Annotated in this window: 15 protein-coding genes; 5 read left to right on the top strand and 10 right to left on the bottom strand. The window is 44.8% G+C overall.

All coding sequences use genetic code 11. The features are described from left to right. Window positions 1-14: 14 nt before the first annotated feature. A complete protein-coding gene (locus G493_RS30920) occupies window positions 15-1,409 on the top strand; it encodes a sigma-54 interaction domain-containing protein (RefSeq protein WP_161629879.1) in 1,395 nt (464 codons plus the stop codon). A 281-nt stretch (window positions 1,410-1,690) separates the two neighbouring features. Next, window positions 1,691-1,906, top strand: coding sequence for a hypothetical protein (locus G493_RS0122990; protein WP_028582235.1), 216 nt, complete (start codon window positions 1,691-1,693; stop codon window positions 1,904-1,906). Between the two features lie 214 nt (window positions 1,907-2,120). On the opposite strand, the gene G493_RS0122985 is transcribed toward G493_RS0122990, so the two are convergent. The 5 genes from G493_RS0122985 to G493_RS0122955 form a co-directional block, all read right to left on the bottom strand. Then, complete coding sequence (locus G493_RS0122985) at window positions 2,121-2,435, bottom strand: hypothetical protein (protein WP_028582234.1); 315 nt, start codon at window positions 2,433-2,435, stop codon at window positions 2,121-2,123. Between the two features lie 102 nt (window positions 2,436-2,537). Continuing rightward, on the bottom strand, window positions 2,538-4,229 hold the full coding sequence (gene leuA / locus G493_RS0122980) for a 2-isopropylmalate synthase (protein WP_028582233.1): 1,692 nt from the start codon (window positions 4,227-4,229) through the stop codon (window positions 2,538-2,540). 539 nt (window positions 4,230-4,768) lie between these two features. Further along, window positions 4,769-6,214 carry an MltF family protein gene (locus tag G493_RS30915; protein WP_084813733.1) on the bottom strand — a complete coding sequence of 482 codons (1,446 nt, stop codon included), beginning with the start codon at window positions 6,212-6,214 and terminating at the stop codon, window positions 4,769-4,771. A 783-nt stretch (window positions 6,215-6,997) separates the two neighbouring features. Continuing rightward, a complete protein-coding gene (gene fbp / locus G493_RS0122960; RefSeq protein ID WP_028582231.1) occupies window positions 6,998-8,008 on the bottom strand; it encodes a class 1 fructose-bisphosphatase in 1,011 nt (336 codons plus the stop codon). Window positions 8,009-8,264: 256 nt separating this feature from the next. Then, on the bottom strand, window positions 8,265-9,803 hold the full coding sequence (locus G493_RS0122955) for a leucyl aminopeptidase (protein ID WP_028582230.1): 1,539 nt from the start codon (window positions 9,801-9,803) through the stop codon (window positions 8,265-8,267). Window positions 9,804-10,011: 208 nt separating this feature from the next. Here G493_RS0122955 and G493_RS30910 point away from each other — a divergent pair, with 208 nt between their 5' ends. Next, window positions 10,012-11,148, top strand: coding sequence for a CNNM domain-containing protein (locus G493_RS30910; RefSeq protein WP_084813732.1), 1,137 nt, complete (start codon window positions 10,012-10,014; stop codon window positions 11,146-11,148). 225 nt (window positions 11,149-11,373) lie between these two features. Further along, window positions 11,374-12,093 carry a TIGR04211 family SH3 domain-containing protein gene (locus G493_RS0122940; RefSeq protein WP_028582229.1) on the top strand — a complete coding sequence of 240 codons (720 nt, stop codon included), beginning with the start codon at window positions 11,374-11,376 and terminating at the stop codon, window positions 12,091-12,093. A 96-nt stretch (window positions 12,094-12,189) separates the two neighbouring features. On the opposite strand, the gene G493_RS0122935 is transcribed toward G493_RS0122940, so the two are convergent. From G493_RS0122935 to G493_RS0122920, 3 genes are all read right to left on the bottom strand, one after another. Further along, a complete protein-coding gene (locus G493_RS0122935) occupies window positions 12,190-13,311 on the bottom strand; it encodes a S1C family serine protease (protein WP_051309823.1) in 1,122 nt (373 codons plus the stop codon). 2 nt (window positions 13,312-13,313) lie between these two features. After that, window positions 13,314-14,696, bottom strand: a complete 1,383-nt coding sequence (gene mgtE / locus G493_RS0122930) for a magnesium transporter (protein WP_028582227.1) — start codon at window positions 14,694-14,696, stop codon at window positions 13,314-13,316. A 406-nt stretch (window positions 14,697-15,102) separates the two neighbouring features. Beyond that, complete coding sequence (locus tag G493_RS0122920) at window positions 15,103-15,303, bottom strand: DUF2065 domain-containing protein (RefSeq protein ID WP_028582225.1); 201 nt, start codon at window positions 15,301-15,303, stop codon at window positions 15,103-15,105. 177 nt (window positions 15,304-15,480) lie between these two features. On the opposite strand from G493_RS0122920, the gene purM reads away from it, so the two are divergent. Further along, the gene (purM, locus tag G493_RS0122915) at window positions 15,481-16,530 is read left to right on the top strand and encodes a phosphoribosylformylglycinamidine cyclo-ligase (protein WP_028582224.1); all 1,050 of its coding nucleotides are present in this window, start codon (window positions 15,481-15,483) and stop codon (window positions 16,528-16,530) included. A gap of 334 nt (window positions 16,531-16,864) precedes the next feature. Here the strand turns inward: purM and G493_RS0122910 are convergent, their stop codons facing one another. After that, window positions 16,865-17,383 (bottom strand): MogA/MoaB family molybdenum cofactor biosynthesis protein, encoded by a 519-nt coding sequence (locus tag G493_RS0122910; RefSeq protein ID WP_028582223.1) that lies wholly within the window; start codon window positions 17,381-17,383, stop codon window positions 16,865-16,867. A gap of 2 nt (window positions 17,384-17,385) precedes the next feature. Further along, a complete protein-coding gene (gene fusA, locus G493_RS0122905; RefSeq protein ID WP_028582222.1) occupies window positions 17,386-19,452 on the bottom strand; it encodes an elongation factor G in 2,067 nt (688 codons plus the stop codon). Window positions 19,453-19,606 lie beyond the last annotated feature (154 nt).

Here is a 19,606-nt window from a genome sequence, read left to right as displayed (position 1 = left end):
TATCCGCTGGTTCCATGGCCAGTGCAATGCAATGTCAGGTAATGCATGCACTTACCGAGGAGACCTTTACGGCCCTAAGCTCCTCAATCATTTTTGATATTATATGTATATCCAGGAACCAACTGCAAAAACACCCTTGCAACACTGATCGTCTTGGAATCCTGGCCGAATTTGCAACGGTTGTCATTCTTGGAAATGAAACAGATGACAAGACAAGACAGATCATTCCTCAATCATTACAGGAAAAAAGTATTTCATCAGTATCTGTCCAACCGGAACAGATTCTGCCTTTTGCAGAAAAACTTTACCACGAACGTCAGTCACGCTTCCGGCAAAATTACCTGAACGGTGAAATGGACCCAACCCCCGGCATCGAGGCGTTAATTACCAATAATCCATATATGGCAGAAGTTGTCGATGGTATCAAATCCGTAGCTAGAACAGATTCTACCGTTCTTATCAGCGGTGAAACAGGAACAGGAAAAGAACTCATCGCCTCAATTATTCACAATTGCTCCCAGAGAAAAAGCGGCCCTTTTATGGCTATCAATTGTGGTGCGCTTCCAGACACCCTTTTGGAAAGTGAGTTATTTGGTCATGAACGGGGATCTTTTTCCGGTGCTTTTAATCAACGCATAGGAAAGCTGGAATATGCCAATGGAGGAACACTTTTTCTCGATGAACTGGAATCCATGTCGTCAGCCATGCAGGTCCGTCTTTTACGGGTAATACAGGAACAAAAACTGCAGCGCCTGGGCAACAATAAAGATACGGCGTTGAACCTGCGCATTATTGCCGCCACCAACATCCAGCCACAACAACTACTTGACAGCCGCAAGCTTCGTTCTGATCTCTATTATCGTCTTGCCGTATACCCACTTACCCTGCCGCCGTTACGCCACAGGCTGGATGATATTTCTCTGTTGACTACACATTTTTTCAACAAGAAAAGGACGCCTGCCCGCAGCTATGTGGAAGCGATATCACCGGAAGTTCTACAACGTTTCACAGCCCATCGATGGCCAGGTAACATTCGAGAGCTACAAAATGTAATTGAACGAGCTCTGTTAAAAGCAAATGGACCAATCATTACTCCGGGAATAATAGAATTCGCAACAGCTTCCCATGGACAACCCCTGACTCAGGAGATCTCCGACCAGTCTGCCTTCAGCCCCGGACTCACCCTAAAAGAGTATAAATCCAAACAGAATCGGGATGCTGAACGAAAATATCTGATTGAACTCCTCGAGTATACCAAAGGACGCATCGGTGAATCAGCAAGACATGCCGGCCTCAGCCCCAGGGCCATGTATTCCAAAATGCAGGCCCATGGACTGAGAAAAGAATATTTCCGACAATCGGAAGCAAGAGTTCCGGAACGCGACAATCAAGACGTTCTTATGCAATAACAGTACAGTAGAGAATTCTCTTCCAGACAGGTGAGATTGTATAGGAACCTTTTATGCAACACTCTTGCATCCAACCTTCTTGTCAAGCTTCAAGCAACTGTTTTTCAGTTATTTTTCAATCTGCTTTTTTTGGCATATTACCTGCTTTGCAAAATGTACAGCATCTACATTGTTAGCGGCCATTTGCAGGATTTTTGCACCGCTATATGCCCGGTGCCTCGGATCTACTGAAAATATAATTGTGATAAATACGGATTAGCAGTTTATCAAAGGAGAGAAAGATGTTTGCTGAAGATTATCTTGAAGAAGATGAACTGAGTGTTGAATGTGAGATTTGTGGAGGTGATGTCATCATTGATGACTACATCGAAGAAGACGACATTGTATACTGCAACGATTGCGAAGCCGAATATCTCGTCGATTCGCTGTCTCCACTCAAATTAGAGTTGCTCGAAGACGATTATGATGAAGTGGACGACGAGGAAGATTTTGATTAGGACGTCTTTACCTGCAACGTTTTGCAGATATAAAAAAGTAGCTTTTCACCATCTTCACCTATCCACGGGCTCCCATAAGGTACATTTCGGAGGTGGGTGAAACCAAGAAGACACAGCATCCGTGATGAGTTACGGCACGACGGCCTTGGCGAGAGAACCCTTCTGTAAAATTTCGGTCTTTCAAAGAAGGGTTCTTTTTGTGTAAAGGTTCGTTCTATTCTTGTTTCCGCTTTCTGGTTGAATACAGACGAATTCTTCGAAAACGGAAAAACAATCCGGCTATGGAAAGGAGGAGACCAATGGCGGTTACTCCGTATCTGGCGCCTGCCACATCAATTCCTCGCAGAGCAATGACTGCCAGCATGATGCCCACTGCCACCAGCAACCACTCCACAATGGCGTGAAGAAGCATATTCAGTTGGCGTACAATCCCTCTACTCATTCTGCATTTCCCATGGTAATTTTTATAATGCACTCCCTCCAAAGGAGATGCCTCGATTTCATTGAGTTCGATCAGGTAACTGCACACAACACACCTGACCTTTCCATGATCAGCCCGCTTGCGAACACCTCAGTCTTCCAGTACCAGCCTTCCCAGTGAGTAGTTACTCGACCAGTTTGCAGCTTCGTTCTATTTCCCAGGCTTGTTATCAGCTCGATTCAAAGCACTCAATAACGCTTTAATGGACGAGATAATGATATCTGTATCCACACCTGCACCCCACCAACCTTCTTCATCTTCATCAATGATCTCAATATAGGTCACTGCTTTGGAGGAACTTCCCTTTGTCAAGGCGTGCTCGTGGTAGGCGTGCAGAGTAAAGGAAAGGCCTCCCATTTCACGCAGGGCTTTGCAGAATGCATCCAGCGGACCATTTCCCACAGCATGGAGATTTTTTTCCTGCCCATGAATTTTCAGCACAGCTTCAACTTCTGCAGAAGAAAGTTCTTCAGCGGAATCAATATGTCTTTTGAGTACATTAAATGCCTTCAAAGCAAACCCGTTGCTATTGAACAGGTATTCCTTTTCAAAAGTATGCATTATCATTTCCGGGCTTAATTCATCGCCGCATGCATCAGCAACCTCTTGAACAACGCGGCCAAAACCAGGATGCATTTCCTTAGGCAATTTATAGCCAAATTCCCTGTCCATTATGTAAGCTACACCACCTTTACCGGATTGGCTGTTGATACGAATGATGGATTCATACGTTCTCCCCACATCTCTTGGATCAATGGGCAAGTAAGGGACAGCCCAGCCGGTTTCCTCGTTGTCCTCAATGGCAGCCATTCCCTTGTTAATGGCATCCTGATGTGATCCTGAAAATGCAGTATAAACCAGCTCTCCTGCATACGGGTGGCGAGGATGCAATTTAATTTTAGTGCATCGTTCCGTCACATTGATCACCTTATTGATATTGGAAAAATCAAGTCCGGGATCAATCCCCTGGGTAAACATATTCAAAGCCAGTGTTACCAGGTCCACATTTCCTGTTCGCTCTCCATTGGCGAACAAGGTCCCCTCTACACGATCAGCTCCGGCCATTAAGGCAAGTTCAGTAGCTGCGACCGCAGTACCTCGATCGTTATGTGCATGGAGACTGATAAGAGCCGCATCACGATTTTTCAGGTTCCGGCAGAACCATTCAATCTGATCGGCATAAATATTGGGTGTTGACATCTCCACAGTTGCAGGCAAATTGATTATCATGGGATTATCGGGGGTAGGTTCCCACACGTCCATGATTGCCTCACAAATTTCAAGGGCATAGGGCAGTTCGGTGCCGGTAAAGCTTTCCGGTGAGTACTCATACCGGATACGGGTGTCAGTTTTCGCAGCCTCTTGCCGAATCAGTTTAGCTCCAGCCACACCCAGTTCAATTATTTCTTTTCTTCCTTTTTTAAAGACCACATTGCGCTGTAAAGTGGAAGTGGAATTGTACAAATGCACAATAGCCTCTTTACACCCCTTAAGAGATGCAAAAGTCTTCTTGATGAGGCTTTCCCGTGATTGCGTCAGGGTCTGGATTACAACATCACCAGGAATACGGTTGCCATCAATGAGCAAACGCATAAAATCATATTCTATTTGGGATGCAGAAGGGAATCCGACCTCAATCTCTTTAAACCCTATATTAATGAGCAACTGGAACATCTCCAGCTTTTCTTCCAGACTCATTGGCTGAATGAGCGCCTGGTTACCGTCGCGAAGATCAACGCTACACCATACAGGCGACTTTTTAATTACGTTCGAAGGCCAAGTGCGATCAGGCAGATCCACTGGTTGATAAGGTCGGTATTTTTTTAATACTTCCGCATCCATGAGATTCTCCACTGTGCAGTCAAAAGATACCCCTTTATGGGGCCAATAATAATATGTTGTGCAAACAAAAGTCCAAGGCTGAAAAGATATAGCAACTCCAGGCGCGTGTTCTGGTTCTGGCAGCATCCAGAAGATAACAATTGTCTCGCCCCCGCTTCTAACTCTGTAAAAAAGTCACCATTTACAGATATTCACTCTTCCCGGATTTCCTTTGTCCTGTGTCAACTCCTGGTGAACGGAGATAGCCTGGGGTTACTGCAGGAAACAACCGAAGAACGTTTAATCTGTGAACTATCTACACCCCCCAAAAAAAAAGCCACGGTTTTTACAAACCGTGGCTCAAAAGGTCTATGTAGATACTGACTCGCTAAGGCAGAACTCCCTCTTGCACCACGTTTGTGGTTCCTAGTAGATTTTGAAGAGGTAGAGCGAGATGTAATATCATTGTGTTTCCTTGGATAAAGTTTCTCCTATAGTATATTTTACGGGACGAAAGTCAAGAAAGAAATGCAGCACCTCTAAAGAAAAACAGCCTGTACTCACTTGGATAGTTTTGCCTTTTTTTCTATCTTGTCTGCTATCAATTTATAGGAAATATAATATTTATAAATATTAGAAACATACTGAACAGTTTCCCGGCCGATTCTTTTAGCAGCAATTCTCTCCACATTATTAAACCATACATTGGGGTCCAGTCCAGATTCTTCGGCTTCCTTGCGAAGTTGTGCAACTCGAGCCGGCCCTGCATTATAGGCAGCAAAAGCAAAAAGATGCCTGTTTACAGTGTTAACAGTTTCATTATCGAAATAACGATCCACCATAAAACGGAGATATTTGGTACCAGCATGGATATTATTTTCAAGTACTTCTATTTGTTTGACATTTACGTTCGGATCAGCAGCTGTCGTTGGAAGCACCTGCATAATTCCAATGGCTCCAGCCGCACTTTTCTTCGTTTGATCCAGCCCCGATTCCTGATAGGCCTGAGCGGCAACCATCAACCAGTCAAATCTGTACTCATTCCCGTATCTTTTAAAAAGATCAACCAACTGACGAAACCGTTTTAACTCGCTTTCTGTCGTGTTATTCTTTACATACTTCGTATTTTGCAAGTAGCGCTTAAACAACATGTTAAAATGTAAGGAACCTTTTCTGTTCTGATCAACAAACTCATTTATTTTTTTCTTTAATTTCGGACTGTTTTTACGAATTGCCCAGGCTATCATTCCCCCTTGATGCGTACTCATCCCTATATTTAGGTCAGGAAGGATCTGTTTCCAGAAATCCACTTTATGCTTATCCACAACTGTCAAGGGGATGACCCCGGCACTGACCATTTCAAGAATATCTTCATCTTCCAGGAGTTCATCAGCGGCCTGAATCTCAACCGCCTTTTTACCCTGCGCTGACAGCTTTTTATTCAGATCCTGCAAGTGTCCATAATAGCTGCTTGACTTTCTGACATAAACAGATTTTCCCGCAAGATCGTCCAGGTTTGCCACAGGTGCAACATCGGCACCGCTTACCACCACTTCTTCGGCATGCATGGCAAATGGCGAAGCAAAATCTACTGTTTTCAAACGCTCCTCAGTGATGGTCAGGTTACCAGCCGCCACATCGCCATAGCCCTCGGCAAGATACTTAAATAATTTATCTCTTCCTGTGGGTATAATCACCACCTTGAGGGGAAGCTGCCCTTTTTTCCTGTTCTTGTTCAATTCCTTTTCAAAAAGTGTCACAAAATCAAAGGTAAGTCCTCGTTGTCTCCCTTTATCAAGGAAATAAAACGTCTTACTATACGGCACCAAAAACCGAATGACGTGTTTTTTCTGCATCATGTCCAGATCCCCCACCCTTTTCACTTGCTTGGTGATCGATCTCTGCGTTTTGTGGTTCGCATCCACATCAGCAGCAACAGCAGTACAGAATAATCCGGTAACACTCAACAATCCAACCAGGACAACAAACAACATCGACGGCTTCATGATCCCACCTCTTTTGCAGTTAACATAGGTTGATAGCGTTTTACAGGTATCTTTGGATACCAAGAATCAACGTTCTATGATTGCCAATGAAAAGTTCCCCTAAAAACCATAAGCTCCTTGAAGAATAACAAGAGATGCCAACACAAGCATCTGAAGAATAATGAAAGGGACAACACCTTTGTGCATAATAACAGTCTCCTTTCAGCCAGTGTGAATAGCAAAAACGTTAATGATTTGAAACAAGGTACAACTGACAAGAGAGCGCTCCGAGCAAGAAAATTTTATCCTGCAATTTTTGCTCAAAGGAAAAGAACAGGCTATCGTGTTCCCCAGACAAACCAAACCCGAAAACATATTGACGGAAATCCGGAAAGATAACTTGAAATAGTTTTATTGTAGACCGGCTACACCACCATACCGCGAACATAAGGCTTCATCATATCCTCCTCATGTATCAAAAAAAGCTTCCTGCTTCCGGCATCATCTTATTAAAAACAAGATGTGATGCAGCATTTTTCTCTCAATTTGCCCCGAATACGTCCATATTGCGAAGATGAGTGTAACCGCCCGCCAGGAGTCTGTCGGAGAAACCTCTTCCCCATATTTGTGTTATTTTCAAAAAATCAATGCTCGTAATATCAACTATCTGGCTGTGCCTGATTTCCTAAAAATGCCTTAATCTGAGAAAAAATAGCAATTCTCCGACAGACTCCTAGGCACTACAGTTGCACCCAACTGTGTAAAGGGATCCTGATTCCTGTCTCAAAACTATAATGATACGGTTTAAGCCTTAAAAAAACTTTCCGCGAGATCCACCTCCTCCTTGGAACCGATAATCAACGGAACCCGTTGGTGCAGGCTGGTTGGTTCAATATCAAGAATACGTCTTCCATCATCAGTTATGGCACGACCACCTGCCTGTTCCACCACCATGGCAAGAGGTGCGGCTTCATATAATAAGCGTAGCTTGCCATCGGATTTTTCAGGACTTTTTTTGTCTCGCGGATAAAGAAAGATACCGCCTTTGACCAGGTTTCGATGAAAATCGGCAACCAGAGAACCTATATAGCGTGCACTGTAACCACCCATCCCTTCAGCATCACTCTTCAGGTAATCAATAAACTGCCTGGTGCTGTCATGCCAGAAAGGGCTGTATGCTTCATTAACACTGTAATAAGGCCCCTTTTCAGGTATTTTGATATATGGATGTGAGAGAAAAAACTCTCCGACACTTGGATCCAGAGTAAACCCGTGAACTCCGGAGCCGCTAGTGTACACCATAACTGTGGAGGAACCATAAATGATGTAACCTGCAGCGACCTGCTTGGTTCCCTTTTGCAACAGATCAGCTTCTGTGCCCTGCCCCGAATCGCTTATGCGTCGGTGAATGGAAAAAATGGTGCCGATACTCACATTCACATCTATATTGGAAGATCCGTCCAGAGGATCAAATGCTATTGTATAAGTACCCTCATATCCATCCAGAACAGGTATCGTCTCATCGTCTTCTTCAGATGCCATGATACAGATATGGCCACATTGTTCCATGCGTCTTTTTATGGTCTGATTGGCGAAGACATCCAATTTCTGAACAGTTTCTCCCTGAATATTAATCTTTCCAGACTGGCCCAGAACATCAGCAAGGCCTGCCATATTTACCTCTGCACTGATTATTTTCCCCGCTACAACCAAATCATTCAACACACCAGTCAAAGCACCTGTGGCATCTTTATGCAGTAACTGGTCATCCATTATCTGGCGGGATACGGTAATTCCTTTACGTTTCTCGAGCATTGCTCCTCCACTGGTTATACTCGTTAATTATTTACCTGTAACGTAACTACTCATAGGGGAAACGGATAAATTTGAAACTCACCTGTATTTGTAACTGATCACAGGCTGCCTGAGATTTTCGCAATCTGACCGGCGCAGCGTATTGGATCATACGTAAGCCAGGCTGATCGTGGAAAGATCAGGTTCACAGCGAACAGTTACCCTGTCACAAGAGATACGTCGTAAATAGTGTTACTTGCCGCATGGTGACTATCTATCAGGAATCCTTTTCTGTCCTGTTCAGCGGCTTCCATTCGCGGACAAGTTCCACCAATGTGCGTGTTCCAGTACCGGAAGGTCCTTTGGGCACATATGACTTTTCGGTAAAATCCCAGGCGGTTCCTGCGATATCCAGATGAGCCCAAGGCGTATCACCAACAAATTCCTGCAGATAACAGGCCGCAGTAATAGCGCCACCACCTTTTGTGCCTGTGTTCTTTATATCGGCAACTTTGGAATCCATCTGTTTGCGATACTCAGGTCCAAGTGGGAGACGCCATTCGGGTTCCCCGACCTGGTTTCCCGCAGTAAGCAGTCGTTCTGCAAGCTCATCGTTGTTTGCCATCAGGCCGGTTCGATGATGACCTAAACCGACTATTACAGCACCAGTCAATGTAGCCAGATCGACAATAGCCTCAGGGCTGTATGTTTCAACACCATAGGCCAGTGCATCTGCCAGAATCAGGCGCCCCTCGGCATCGGTATTGACCACCTCAGATGTCTTGCCACCATAATGTACAATTATATCGCCGGGTTTAATGGCCGCACTGCCGGAAAGATTTTCAGTGGCAGGCACCAAACCAATAACGTTCACATTTTCGGGCTTATCCATGGCTATAGCCTGCATCGCGGTAATAACTGCTGCGCCTCCGCACATATCATACTTCATATCTTCCATGCCAGCTGCAGGCTTGAGGCTGATACCTCCGGAATCAAAGGTCAACCCTTTGCCTACCAGCATCACTGTAGGGTTATCTTTTTTGGTACGATATTCAAGTATTACAAGCTTTGGCGGCTGCGCAGACCCCTGATTGACACCAAGTATTCCTCCCATGCCAAGTTTGACCATGGCTGGCTTTTCAATAACCTTGCATTTCAGACCATACTGTTTTGAAATCTTCTTGGCAAACTCGGCAAATTCAGAGGGAGTCCACTTATTTGCAGGCTGATTGGACATATCCCGGCAGGCATACACAGCCTCTGCCAGAATCTTTCCTCTGTTCATCCCTCTGCGTACCGCGGTTGCTGATAAACCGCCATCACTCAATATAAAATTACCCACAACCTTTTCTTTTTCAGGAATATCTTCTTTGGTCTTGTATAGGGTAAATCTATAATTGCCCAGTAACAGGCCTTCAGTAACACACTCTGCGATCTCATTAGGTGCGAGCATATACTCTTTAGGCAACACAGCCAGCAATTCCCTGGCCTTCATATTGCCTCCTGTTTTCGCTGCAAGCCCTGCTGCAAGCCGTAACTGTTCTTTACGAACAGCAGGATCGTCATCTTGTTCTCCCAAGCCGATAAAGAGAACTGCCTTTGCACCACCAATATCATCCTCACTGGTCAGTCCAGGGTAAAAAAGGAATGTATCATCTTTTGCTCCAGTGAAATCTCCATGCTCCCGGGCTCTATGCAAGGCTCGATTGATCAATCCATCTGTTTCTGCGGAAATTTTTGCATCTTCCTTCTCCAAAAAATACACCAGGAGATCTCCACTGAATTCATCAGGTGCCTTACTTGTGAGTTTAATCATATTTTCCTCTTGTTATTCTGTATTATTCATCCCATAAAGAGATGGCTTGCTCTATTCATGCATTCCTGTTTGCGCGTTATAAGACAGGGTAAACGAAATGCAAAGGTTACAATCTTTTTTCATACACTAAAGTATGTTTAAGCTCAATTGGCAAAACTTTTATTTTCCGCTAAGATAGCAAAAAAAAGCCTTTACCAAGGAGGAACAATTGGTTGCCGTACTCGTGATATCTGTCTGCTTTGCGATCCTTATTTCTGCAGCATGCAGTGTTTTTGAAGCTGTGCTCTATTCCATTTCCCTGCCCCATATAGAATTACTCAGCCAGGAACATCCCAAACAGGCCCAAGGCCTGATGGAACTAAAAAATAACATTGAACAACCCATTACGGCCATCCTCACCCTCAACACTATTGCAAACACCATTGGCGCCTCAGTTGCCGGTGCTGCAGCAGTAGCGGTTTTTGGATCTGGAAGCCTGATCTGGTTTTCCATCCTCTTTACACTTGCCATCCTTTTATTCTCAGAAATTCTCCCCAAGACCATCGGGGTAGTATATAGCAGAAAACTGGCTCCCGTGATTGTCAAGCCGCTTCGGGGTATGATTTTCACCTTACGTCCGATTATCTGGCTGTGCCGAGTTATCACGCGCCTGGTCCCGGCAAGCAATCAAATGGAACAAGTCTCAGCCGAAGAAATTAAAACAATTGTGAGCCTGAGTCGTAAATCAGGCCAGATAGAGGCTGACCAGGAACTGGTCATAGGTAATATCCTGCAACTTGGGCAAAAAACCGTTCGAAAAGTTATGACGCCCCGGACGGTTACTTTTTCCATAGATAAATCACTTTCCATCCGTGAGGCAACCGACCAGAACGATGAAGCCTGGAAAATGCACAGCAGAATTCCTGTTTATGACGGAGATCCTGATAATGTCATTGGACTTGTTTTAAGCCAGGATATACTCGTCGCTGCCGCTCTGGATCAAGAAGATATCACCCTGGAACGCTTTACCAGGCCTGTCCATTTTGTCCCTGAAACAGCTCCCCTTGACCGCGTTTTTATTGATTTTTTTGAAACACATCAGCACCTGATGGTGGCAGTTGATGAATACGGCAGCGTAACAGGCGTAATAAGCCTTGAAGATATAATTGAAGAGATAATAGGCCGGGAAATCGTCGATGAATCGGATAAAAATAAAAATATGCGAGACCTGGCAAGACTCAGGATGCAGAGAAAAGATTACCCCTCAGATATAGACATCAATACACTGGTGTCCGAACCTATCCCTGCTGGCAAGGAGGAGGTTCGTCCATCATCAGTAATTCCTGAGCAGAAAGCTGATGATTGACACCCTCTTATTTGTCAGGTGCACCGAATGCTACCAGTGTTCAGTTCCCATGTTGTTAAACATGCTCCCAGGAAACCTTGTAAAGAAACTGGCAACTGCCGGCAAAGAATGGTAAACATACCTTTTTTTTACGAAACAAGACAACTGCTATAAAAAGCGTCCAGTGGTTAGCACCACTGTTTCCTGCGAATGCACGTAAACAATATATATCAAAGAGTATCCAGAATGAATCCGTTAACCGTTCCGCCCCTATCTTTACAGCCTTTCTCTCGCCAATTCAGGCTATGCAATTTCCTGCTCGGGTTTGCATTTTGTCTTATCCTTACCCCCCCGCAACAACTCCATGCGCAAACGCTGTATATCAAGCCAGCAACAGAAATTCCGGTACGACGAGGTCAAGGTACAGACTATAAAATCATCGCAGTGGTTGAAGATGGCAAGGCTGTTGAGCTTATCGAGTACTCTGGAGACTGGGCCAAGGTTCATCTTGGCAATAATAAGGAAGGCTGGCTTCTGAAAAGATATTTAAGCAATCAGCCTCCTCTTGACAAACAAGTGCAAAACTTAACCATAGAGAAAGAGACACTAACAGAAAAAACAGCAGTCCTTGAAAAACAGTTTACGGAATTGACAGAAGTGCATGGCCAGACAGAACATAATCTGTCTGAATGTATAGCAGAGCGAACAGATATCAGGGATCAGTTCGAAGAATTGAAAAGCGATACTGCAGATGTGCAGCTCACGAAGCACTCTCTGGCTGAGGCCAGATCAGAAATCTCAGAATTACAAGAAGAACTCTCAAGACTGCAGATCGAAAATTCCGTGCTAAAGAAAAATGAAACTATAATATGGTTTATGGCCGGGGCAGGCGTTCTCCTGATAGGCTGGTTACTGGGTCGATTCACAAAAAGCACAAAAAAGAGACGGTCCAGCTTGCTCTCATAAGCCATGCCAGTTCAGCAGACCACTGATGAAATCTGAACAGAACGAAAAAATAAAGCCATCCTCACTGGGTGAGTGAGGATGGCGAATATACCGGACTCAATTCATAGCTTCGAGAGTAACCTCTACATCTATTTTGTGACCATCCCTTGAAATAAGCAGTATAACCTTCTCTCCTACACGATACTTCTCAACTTCATCGCGAAGAGAATCATAATTTTTTACAGACTCTCCATTGACCGCCAGAATAACATCTCCCAGGATCAAGCCTCCAGGGACCTGCCTGGTAGCTCGCAATCCCGCTTTTTCCGCTGTTGATCCAGTAACGACCTTGAGAACCAATACTCCTTCCAGCTCAAGCTCCTCGGTCAAACGTTGATTGGCCAGAGTAATACCTAGGCCAGGTCTGATAATTTTGCCGTGGCGGATGATCTGCGGCACCACCCGGTTAACCTCGCCAACGGGAACGGCAAACCCAATACCTGAGCTCGCACCAGAGGGGCTGTAAATGGCTGTATTAACTCCTATAAGCCTTCCGGCACTATCCAAAAGTGGCCCGCCGGAATTGCCAGGGTTAATTGCCGCATCTGTCTGAATGACATCATGAATTGTTCGCCCTGTTACAGATGTAATTTCACGTCCCAGTGCACTCACGATTCCGGTTGTCAAAGTCTGATCCAGGCCAAACGGATTTCCAATGGCAAAAACCTTCTGTCCGACAAGAAGATTGGATGATTCACCAATGGGTATCGGTTTGAGCTTACTGGCAGGTGCAGAAATCTGCAAAACAGCCAAATCCCGGTCAGGCGCCATTCCAACCAGAACAGCTTTCCAGGTACTGTGGTCCGCCAGCGTCACGTCAATACGGTTTGCATCAGAAATTACATGATAGTTCGTCACAATCCGGCCTGAACTATCCCAAATAAATCCCGAGCCTGTTCCCTGCGGCATTTCATAGACGTTTAAATTAAATAAATTTCTTCTGACTGCGATACTGGTGATGTACACCACTGAAGGAGCAGAATTACGAAAAATGTCAATGGTGTTCTGCTCATCTGCAGCGAGATCTCCACGAGCCGCCACCGGCCGTGAAACAGCTTTGGGGTCTAGAAGAGCAGGCTGAAAGGTTTGATACAGCAGCCATAGAATAACACAAACAAGAGCAACAATGAGGTAAGGGCGCTTTACCTGCCCTCCCTGTGGAAAACCTTTTCTATTCATAACTATAAATTCAACATGGTCTTCGCGACAAAGAAAAACAACCCGACTCCAAGTACATCAACAGAGGTTGTTATAAAAGGACCTGTGGCCACCGCAGCATCAATGTTCAGCCTCTTCAGCAACAGAGGAACTAAGGTTCCCACAGTGGCGGCCATTGTCATAACGACAAAAACAGAAAAACCAACGACAAAACCGAGGTGAACGGGATCTGCATAGCTAAAAAAGGCTATGGTTCCAAGAAGAAGTCCAAAAAACGTTCCGAGGGCTACGCCTACACAGGTTTCTTTAACAACCACCTGAAAAACCTGTTGAAGATTAACACGACCTGTGGCCAATCCACGTACAATAATGGTGCTTGACTGAGTAGCAATGTTCCCCCCCATACCTGTGATTATGGGAATGAAAGACGCTAACGCCAAGACTTTTGAGAGTGCATCCTGAAAGGAGTTGATAATATACATTGAACCGATACCACCTAACCAGGAAGCTAAAAGCCAGGGAGCACGGATTAAAATTTTCTTATACAGTGGCTTCAGCAGAATTTCCTGGTCACGTCCGGCACCTGCCATCTGCATAAAATCTTCGTTGGCTTCTTCACGTAATACATCAATAACGTCATCAACGGTAACTATACCGACCATATTGAAGGCGGCGTCCACAACTGGAACTGCGAGCATGTTATATTGTGAAACAATATGCGCCACCTCGTCCTGGGGAGTATCTGTGGCCACAGTGATCACATTGGTATTCATAATATTCTTCAATTTCCTGTGCATTGGATGAAGAAGTAATTCCCGTAGCGAAAGCACCCCAGCCAGCTGTCCTTCCCCGTGGGTGATATACAGATAGAAAACCATCTCCTTTTCTTCACTGCGTTTCTGAACCTTGGCAATAGCGTCCTCAACGGTAAGGTCTTCATCAAGGTACATGAAATCCGGTGACATGATACCACCGGCAGTGTCCGGATCATATTTCAGAAGTTCTTCAACTTCGTACCGATCCTTAACTTCCATGTGCGTACGGATTTCCATGGCAACATCCATGGGAAGGGCTTCTAACAGGTCAGCTGCGTCATCATAGGCCATTTCGGTTACCACATTCGCCATAAACTGTGGTGTTAAACCTTCAACCAGGTCGAGCATGATCTGTTCGTCAAGCTCACTAAAAAAATCAGCAACTTTATCTGTTTGAGCAAGAATCTCAAAAATATCTTTTTGCTCAACAAAACTCAACGAGCGGAACACATAAGCCAGATCAGCCGGATGCGTTTTCATGATAAGCTTGCGGATATTTTCGACGGCATTACGCCTGTGCAAACGCCGCAAGGTATCACGCAACACCTTGCCTTCAAGCCCTATCATTTCTCTTCTCGGTGTTTTTTCCATAACAGGCTCCCACTCCTGAGGAGGGTAAAAACTGTGGGTAACTCTTTCAAAACGCAAGCATTCTTTGCCACGACCTGTTCCAGCTTGAAAACGCCACCTTTGTGCAGGTCTGTGGAAAAAGAATATTTACAACACAACATCTCCAGCCCCGTAAAAGCATCATCAAAGGCAAGAAAAAGTCTTTGAAATCACCTGACACATGATCTGAAAGGAGCATTTTTCCAAGGCTGATACCAAAATATGGTTGCGCAGCAGTTTGCCTGCTCCGTGGTACCATTGACCACTGAATTTGAACAGAATATCTTACTGAACGACTCTATATAAAGTCAAATGATTAAAAAAGAAGGACAATATCATAAATGCCCTGACAACAATAAACAATGAGGTAGGAACTTGGTTTAGCCCTTCAGCCGAACAAGCCGCTTTTCTGGCCAATCCAGCAGAGAAGAAACCCAATGGCCATGGATACCGCCCCGACAATGCGCAACTGATCCATGGGCAATTCCAGGATCTGCCTCAACCAGCGTTTCATTGCCTCGGGAGCTACCATATAGGGTAATCCTTCTAGAATAAAAACCAAGCCTATGAGAGTAATAAGCAATTTCATAAAGTATTTCTTACCAGAAAGAACGGATAGAAGCAATCAACGACAAACATATTGACAATACTCAACTAAAAAAAGTAATCTGAAGATACGAGTATCTACGGTCTATAAAATAGACGGATCCATTGCTATTTTAACTGTCAGGCGATGTCACAAAATCTGCCTGCATACTGAATATATATGACAAATTCAACTAATAAATACGCCGAAGCTGGTGTGGATATTAACAAGGGCAATCTTTTTATATCTAAAATCAAAAACATAGTCTCCGAAACCCACCGGCGCGGAGTGCTGAGTGATATTGGTGGTTTTTCCGGACTTTTCGCCATTGGTAACTCGGATTATAACGATCCGGTGCTCATCGCTTCAACAGACGGCGTTGGAACCAAGCTTGCCATAGCTAAGCTCTGCAATAAACATGATACCATTGGTATTGACCTTGTCGCCATGTGCGTGAACGATGTTGTGGTCAGTGGTGCCAAGCCGCTATTTTTTCTTGACTACTTCTCTGTGAGCAAACTTGATCTTGAGGTTGCCACGGAAGTAGTAAAAGGAATCGCCAAGGGGTGTAAAATAGCACAATGTTCATTGATTGGCGGTGAGACAGCGGAGATGCCAGGCCTGTACCAGCCAGGAGATTACGACCTCGCCGGATTTGTCGTTGGGATTGGTGACCGTAATGCAATAATCGATGGAAGTGACATCAAGGTCGGCAATAAAATTATTGGTCTTGCCTCGTCGGGTCTACATTCCAACGGATATTCCCTTGTCCGACACGTTATGTTTCAAGAGCTTGGCTTGAAGATAGACCAGGAAATTGAAGAATTTGGCTGCACCCTGGGTGAAGAATTACTACGTCCGACACGTATCTATGTTGATGCCATTACCAACATACTGCGCAGATTCCCCATTAACGGACTGGTTCATAACACAGGAGGCGGATTCATAGACAACATCCCCCGTATTCTTCCTGGAGGTTGTGATGCTCACCTGCAAAAGGGTAGTTGGCCGGTACTCCCTGTTTTTTCTTTCCTGCAGGAACATGGCAAGATTTCTGAAGAGGAAATGTACAGAACCTTCAATATGGGCATTGGCATGCTTGCCATTGTAGATGAAGAAAACGTAGAGGATATTATTCACCAATTTACTGCAATTGGAGAAAAAGCATATCTCATCGGTGAAGTGACTGCCACCAAGGGAAGTGAAGGTAAACAGGTCATTTTTATGTAATCTGGAGCGAGAAATTATACTCCCGCACTTTTACCATGTCCCTCAAAAGCCCGCATGCAATGTAACCAAAACAGTCATGAGAAGTGCGGGCAAGTTCGCCCCTGGGGTGCCCCCCCCGGTCTAATGTTCACAACATTATGGAATAAAAAAAAAGCATGATATCGTTGATATCATGCTTTTTTGCTATATTTGCGTCTGTCCAAAATTGAGGATTTCTACGCTTCCTTTCGAAAATGAAACTTTAAGCATAACCCAAAAATTGGGGAAATAGGCCAGGGACGAGACTCCCAAAAGACCATTCATGGACAAATAAAAGCTGAAAAGATGTCTACCATTACGGTTGTCCGCAATCTGCAGATCCTCCCTTAAGCTTATATATGCCATGTTGCAGAGCGGGCAACACGGCTTCCAGATTTTCCCTTGCAGCCTTTTCACTTCCAGGCAAATTAATAATCAGAGACTGCTTTCGGATTCCGGCAATACCACGTGACCAGACAGCCTGAATTGTTTTTTTCAGACTGGCCATACGCATAGCCTCACTGATTCCCGGTATTTCGAGCTCAACAACTCTCCTGGTAGCTTCAGGTGTACGATCAGAAGGAGCTACACCGGTCCCTCCGGTTGTCACGATAAGATCCAACCCCAGATCATCGACCCATTTGAGAAGGGTTTGCTCTATTATCTCAGGGTCATCGGGAAGAATACAGTATTCCTGAACCGAATATCCGGATTCAGAAAGCATCTCCCGCAGCATAGGTCCACTTGTATCTTCACGCTTTCCCTGGGAGCCCTTATCACTTAAGGTAAGGACCCCACAACTGTAGCGTGGCTCTGTTGAATGTACATCAGCCATGTTTATTCATCTGCTTGATTTTTGTGCCCTTCAATAATTTTTTCAGCAATATGACTTGGAACCTCTTCATAGTGTGAAAAATTCACCGTAAAAGTTCCCTGGCCTCCTGTCATGGATGTCAGATCAAGGGAATAAAGTAATATCTCAGCCTGTGGCACATGGGCATTGACGATCTCGGATTTATCTGTGGAATCCATGCCCAGCACTTTTCCCCTGCGACTGTTAAGATCGCCCATAACGTCGCCTACAAAATCCTTAGGAACTCTTACTTCCAATTCCATAATCGGTTCAAGCAATATTGGCTGAGCATCCATGACTCCTTTTTTAAAGGCCAGCGATCCAGCCACCTTAAATGCCATTTCAGATGAGTCCACACTATGGTAGGAGCCGTCAATCAAGTTGACTTTCAGATCCACAAATGGGTATCCGGCCAGAACACCTTTTTCCATGGCTTCAATAATACCTTTCTCAACAGCCGGCCGATACTGCTGTGGAATAACACCACCTACAATGGAATCGACGAACTCAAACTGCTCTCCACGTGGCAAAGGGCTGAGTTCAACCGTACAGTCCCCGAACTGTCCACGACCACCGGATTGTTTCTTATGCTTACCCTGTACAGTAGTGTTGCCCTTAATGGTTTCGCGATATGGAACCTTGGGTGTTTTCAGTTCCATTTCCACCCCAAACTTACGTTTGAGTTTTTCGTTAATCACTTCAAGATGAACTTGTCCCACACCTGACAGGAGTACTTCCCTTGTCTGTTGCTCTCTGGTAAGTTTAAGAGTCAAGTCTTCATCAAGGAGTTTGGTGATGGAGGCAAAGAGTTTCTCTTCATCGCCCTTTTTCGCTGATACAGCATAGGAGAGCACGGAAGGCAAGGGCTCAGGCGAATCAAATATAACCGGTTTTGCCTCCGTACACAGAGTATCACCAGTCGTGGTCTCTTTGAGTTTTGCCACAGCCACTATCATGCCTGGTATGGCTTTATCAACGGGCTTTTGTTCCTTACCTTCCACAAGGTAGAGTTGACCGTAACGCTCGGAAAGTTCCTTATTGGCATTATAAAAATTATCGCCGCTGAGGGTACCTGAAAAAACGCGAAAAAGAGTCAAACGACCAGCAAAGGGATCTGCCATGGTTTTAAAAACTAATGCAGAAAAAGGAGCATCAACAGCAGCCTCAAACTCTACAAGCTCTCCATCCTTAGGATTGGTACCAACAATCGCCGGGCGCCTGTCAGGGGAAGGCAACAGCCCGACAATGGCGTCAAGAATAACACTTGACCCAAAATTCTTAAAAGATGCACAGGGAATCACCGGGGAAATCAGCCCCTTTTCAACAGCCTGGTTCAGGCCTGCCTGCATTTCTTCAGCTGTAAGCTCCCCTTCTTCCAGGAATTTTTCAAGCAGATCATCATCACTTTCAGCAATATACTCTGCGAGGGTTTCATACAGAGTTTCAGCTTCATCGGCCATGTCATCTGGAATTTCCGCTGCAGTTGTCTTGCCGGTATCGTCAAACAACAATGCCTTTTGCGCCAGCACATCAATCACCCCCTTGAAGTTCTCTTCCGCTCCAATGGGTAGATGAGTGATAACAGGGTTCAGATCAAAATTTGCACGGATCTGCTCCACAGTGTTGCTGAAATTTGCTCTTTCCCGATCCATTTTTGTTATGCAGATCAGGCAGGGCAATTTTTTATTCTGTACCATCCCCACAAATTTTCCCGTTTGCGGTCGGACTCCAAGAACGGCACCTACAGTCAGAATTGCGGTATCTGCCACATTGGTGGCAAAGAGGGTCTCATTGACAAAGTTATCATCTCCAGGGGTATCCAGGAGAAAAATCTCATTTTTTTGCCAAGTCAGATGATTAAATGCAGTGCTTATGGATACATGCCGTTTCTGTTCTTCCGGCTCGCAATCCATGGAAGCTGTCCCATCATCAACCTTACCCAGACGATTCACCGAGCCGGCGGTAAACAACAACGCCTCCGCTAATGTTGACTTACCGCTGTTGCCATGTCCAAGAATTACCGTATTTCTAATTTGCTGTACGTCCTGCATGGGTACCTCCGGTGAAAGGGGTGTTTGAATTGATAGTGTATAGTACGATTTATTGATTCATATAAATTACTTTCTCTTTTAAAACAGGTCTGGTAACCATCTACGCTGCAAGTGAATTTTCTATATATTCAGATTGACCAAGCAAAGTCAAGGG

It is taken from the genome of Desulfogranum japonicum DSM 18378 (assembly GCF_000429945.1).
GTDB classification, from domain to species: domain Bacteria; phylum Desulfobacterota; class Desulfobulbia; order Desulfobulbales; family Desulfobulbaceae; genus Desulfogranum; species Desulfogranum japonicum.
This window is presented reverse-complemented; position numbering and strand designations above follow the sequence as displayed.

What these genes read in the sequence shown, in the direction of transcription:
- G493_RS30920 (WP_161629879.1), top strand. Translation starts at nt 15, where the DNA reads ATGGCCAGTGCAATGCAATGTCAGGTAATGCATGCACTTACCGAGGAG.
- G493_RS0122990 (WP_028582235.1), top strand. Translation starts at nt 1,691, where the DNA reads ATGTTTGCTGAAGATTATCTTGAAGAAGATGAACTGAGTGTTGAATGT.
- leuA (WP_028582233.1), bottom strand. Translation starts at nt 4,229, where the DNA reads ATGGATGCGGAAGTATTAAAAAAATACCGACCTTATCAACCAGTGGAT.
- G493_RS30915 (WP_084813733.1), bottom strand. Translation starts at nt 6,214, where the DNA reads ATGAAGCCGTCGATGTTGTTTGTTGTCCTGGTTGGATTGTTGAGTGTT.
- fbp (WP_028582231.1), bottom strand. Translation starts at nt 8,008, where the DNA reads ATGCTCGAGAAACGTAAAGGAATTACCGTATCCCGCCAGATAATGGAT.
- G493_RS0122955 (WP_028582230.1), bottom strand. Translation starts at nt 9,803, where the DNA reads ATGATTAAACTCACAAGTAAGGCACCTGATGAATTCAGTGGAGATCTC.
- G493_RS0122940 (WP_028582229.1), top strand. Translation starts at nt 11,374, where the DNA reads ATGAATCCGTTAACCGTTCCGCCCCTATCTTTACAGCCTTTCTCTCGC.
- G493_RS0122935 (WP_051309823.1), bottom strand. Translation starts at nt 13,311, where the DNA reads ATGAATAGAAAAGGTTTTCCACAGGGAGGGCAGGTAAAGCGCCCTTAC.
- mgtE (WP_028582227.1), bottom strand. Translation starts at nt 14,696, where the DNA reads ATGGAAAAAACACCGAGAAGAGAAATGATAGGGCTTGAAGGCAAGGTG.
- G493_RS0122920 (WP_028582225.1), bottom strand. Translation starts at nt 15,303, where the DNA reads ATGAAATTGCTTATTACTCTCATAGGCTTGGTTTTTATTCTAGAAGGA.
- purM (WP_028582224.1), top strand. Translation starts at nt 15,481, where the DNA reads ATGACAAATTCAACTAATAAATACGCCGAAGCTGGTGTGGATATTAAC.
- G493_RS0122910 (WP_028582223.1), bottom strand. Translation starts at nt 17,383, where the DNA reads ATGGCTGATGTACATTCAACAGAGCCACGCTACAGTTGTGGGGTCCTT.
- fusA (WP_028582222.1), bottom strand. Translation starts at nt 19,452, where the DNA reads ATGCAGGACGTACAGCAAATTAGAAATACGGTAATTCTTGGACATGGC.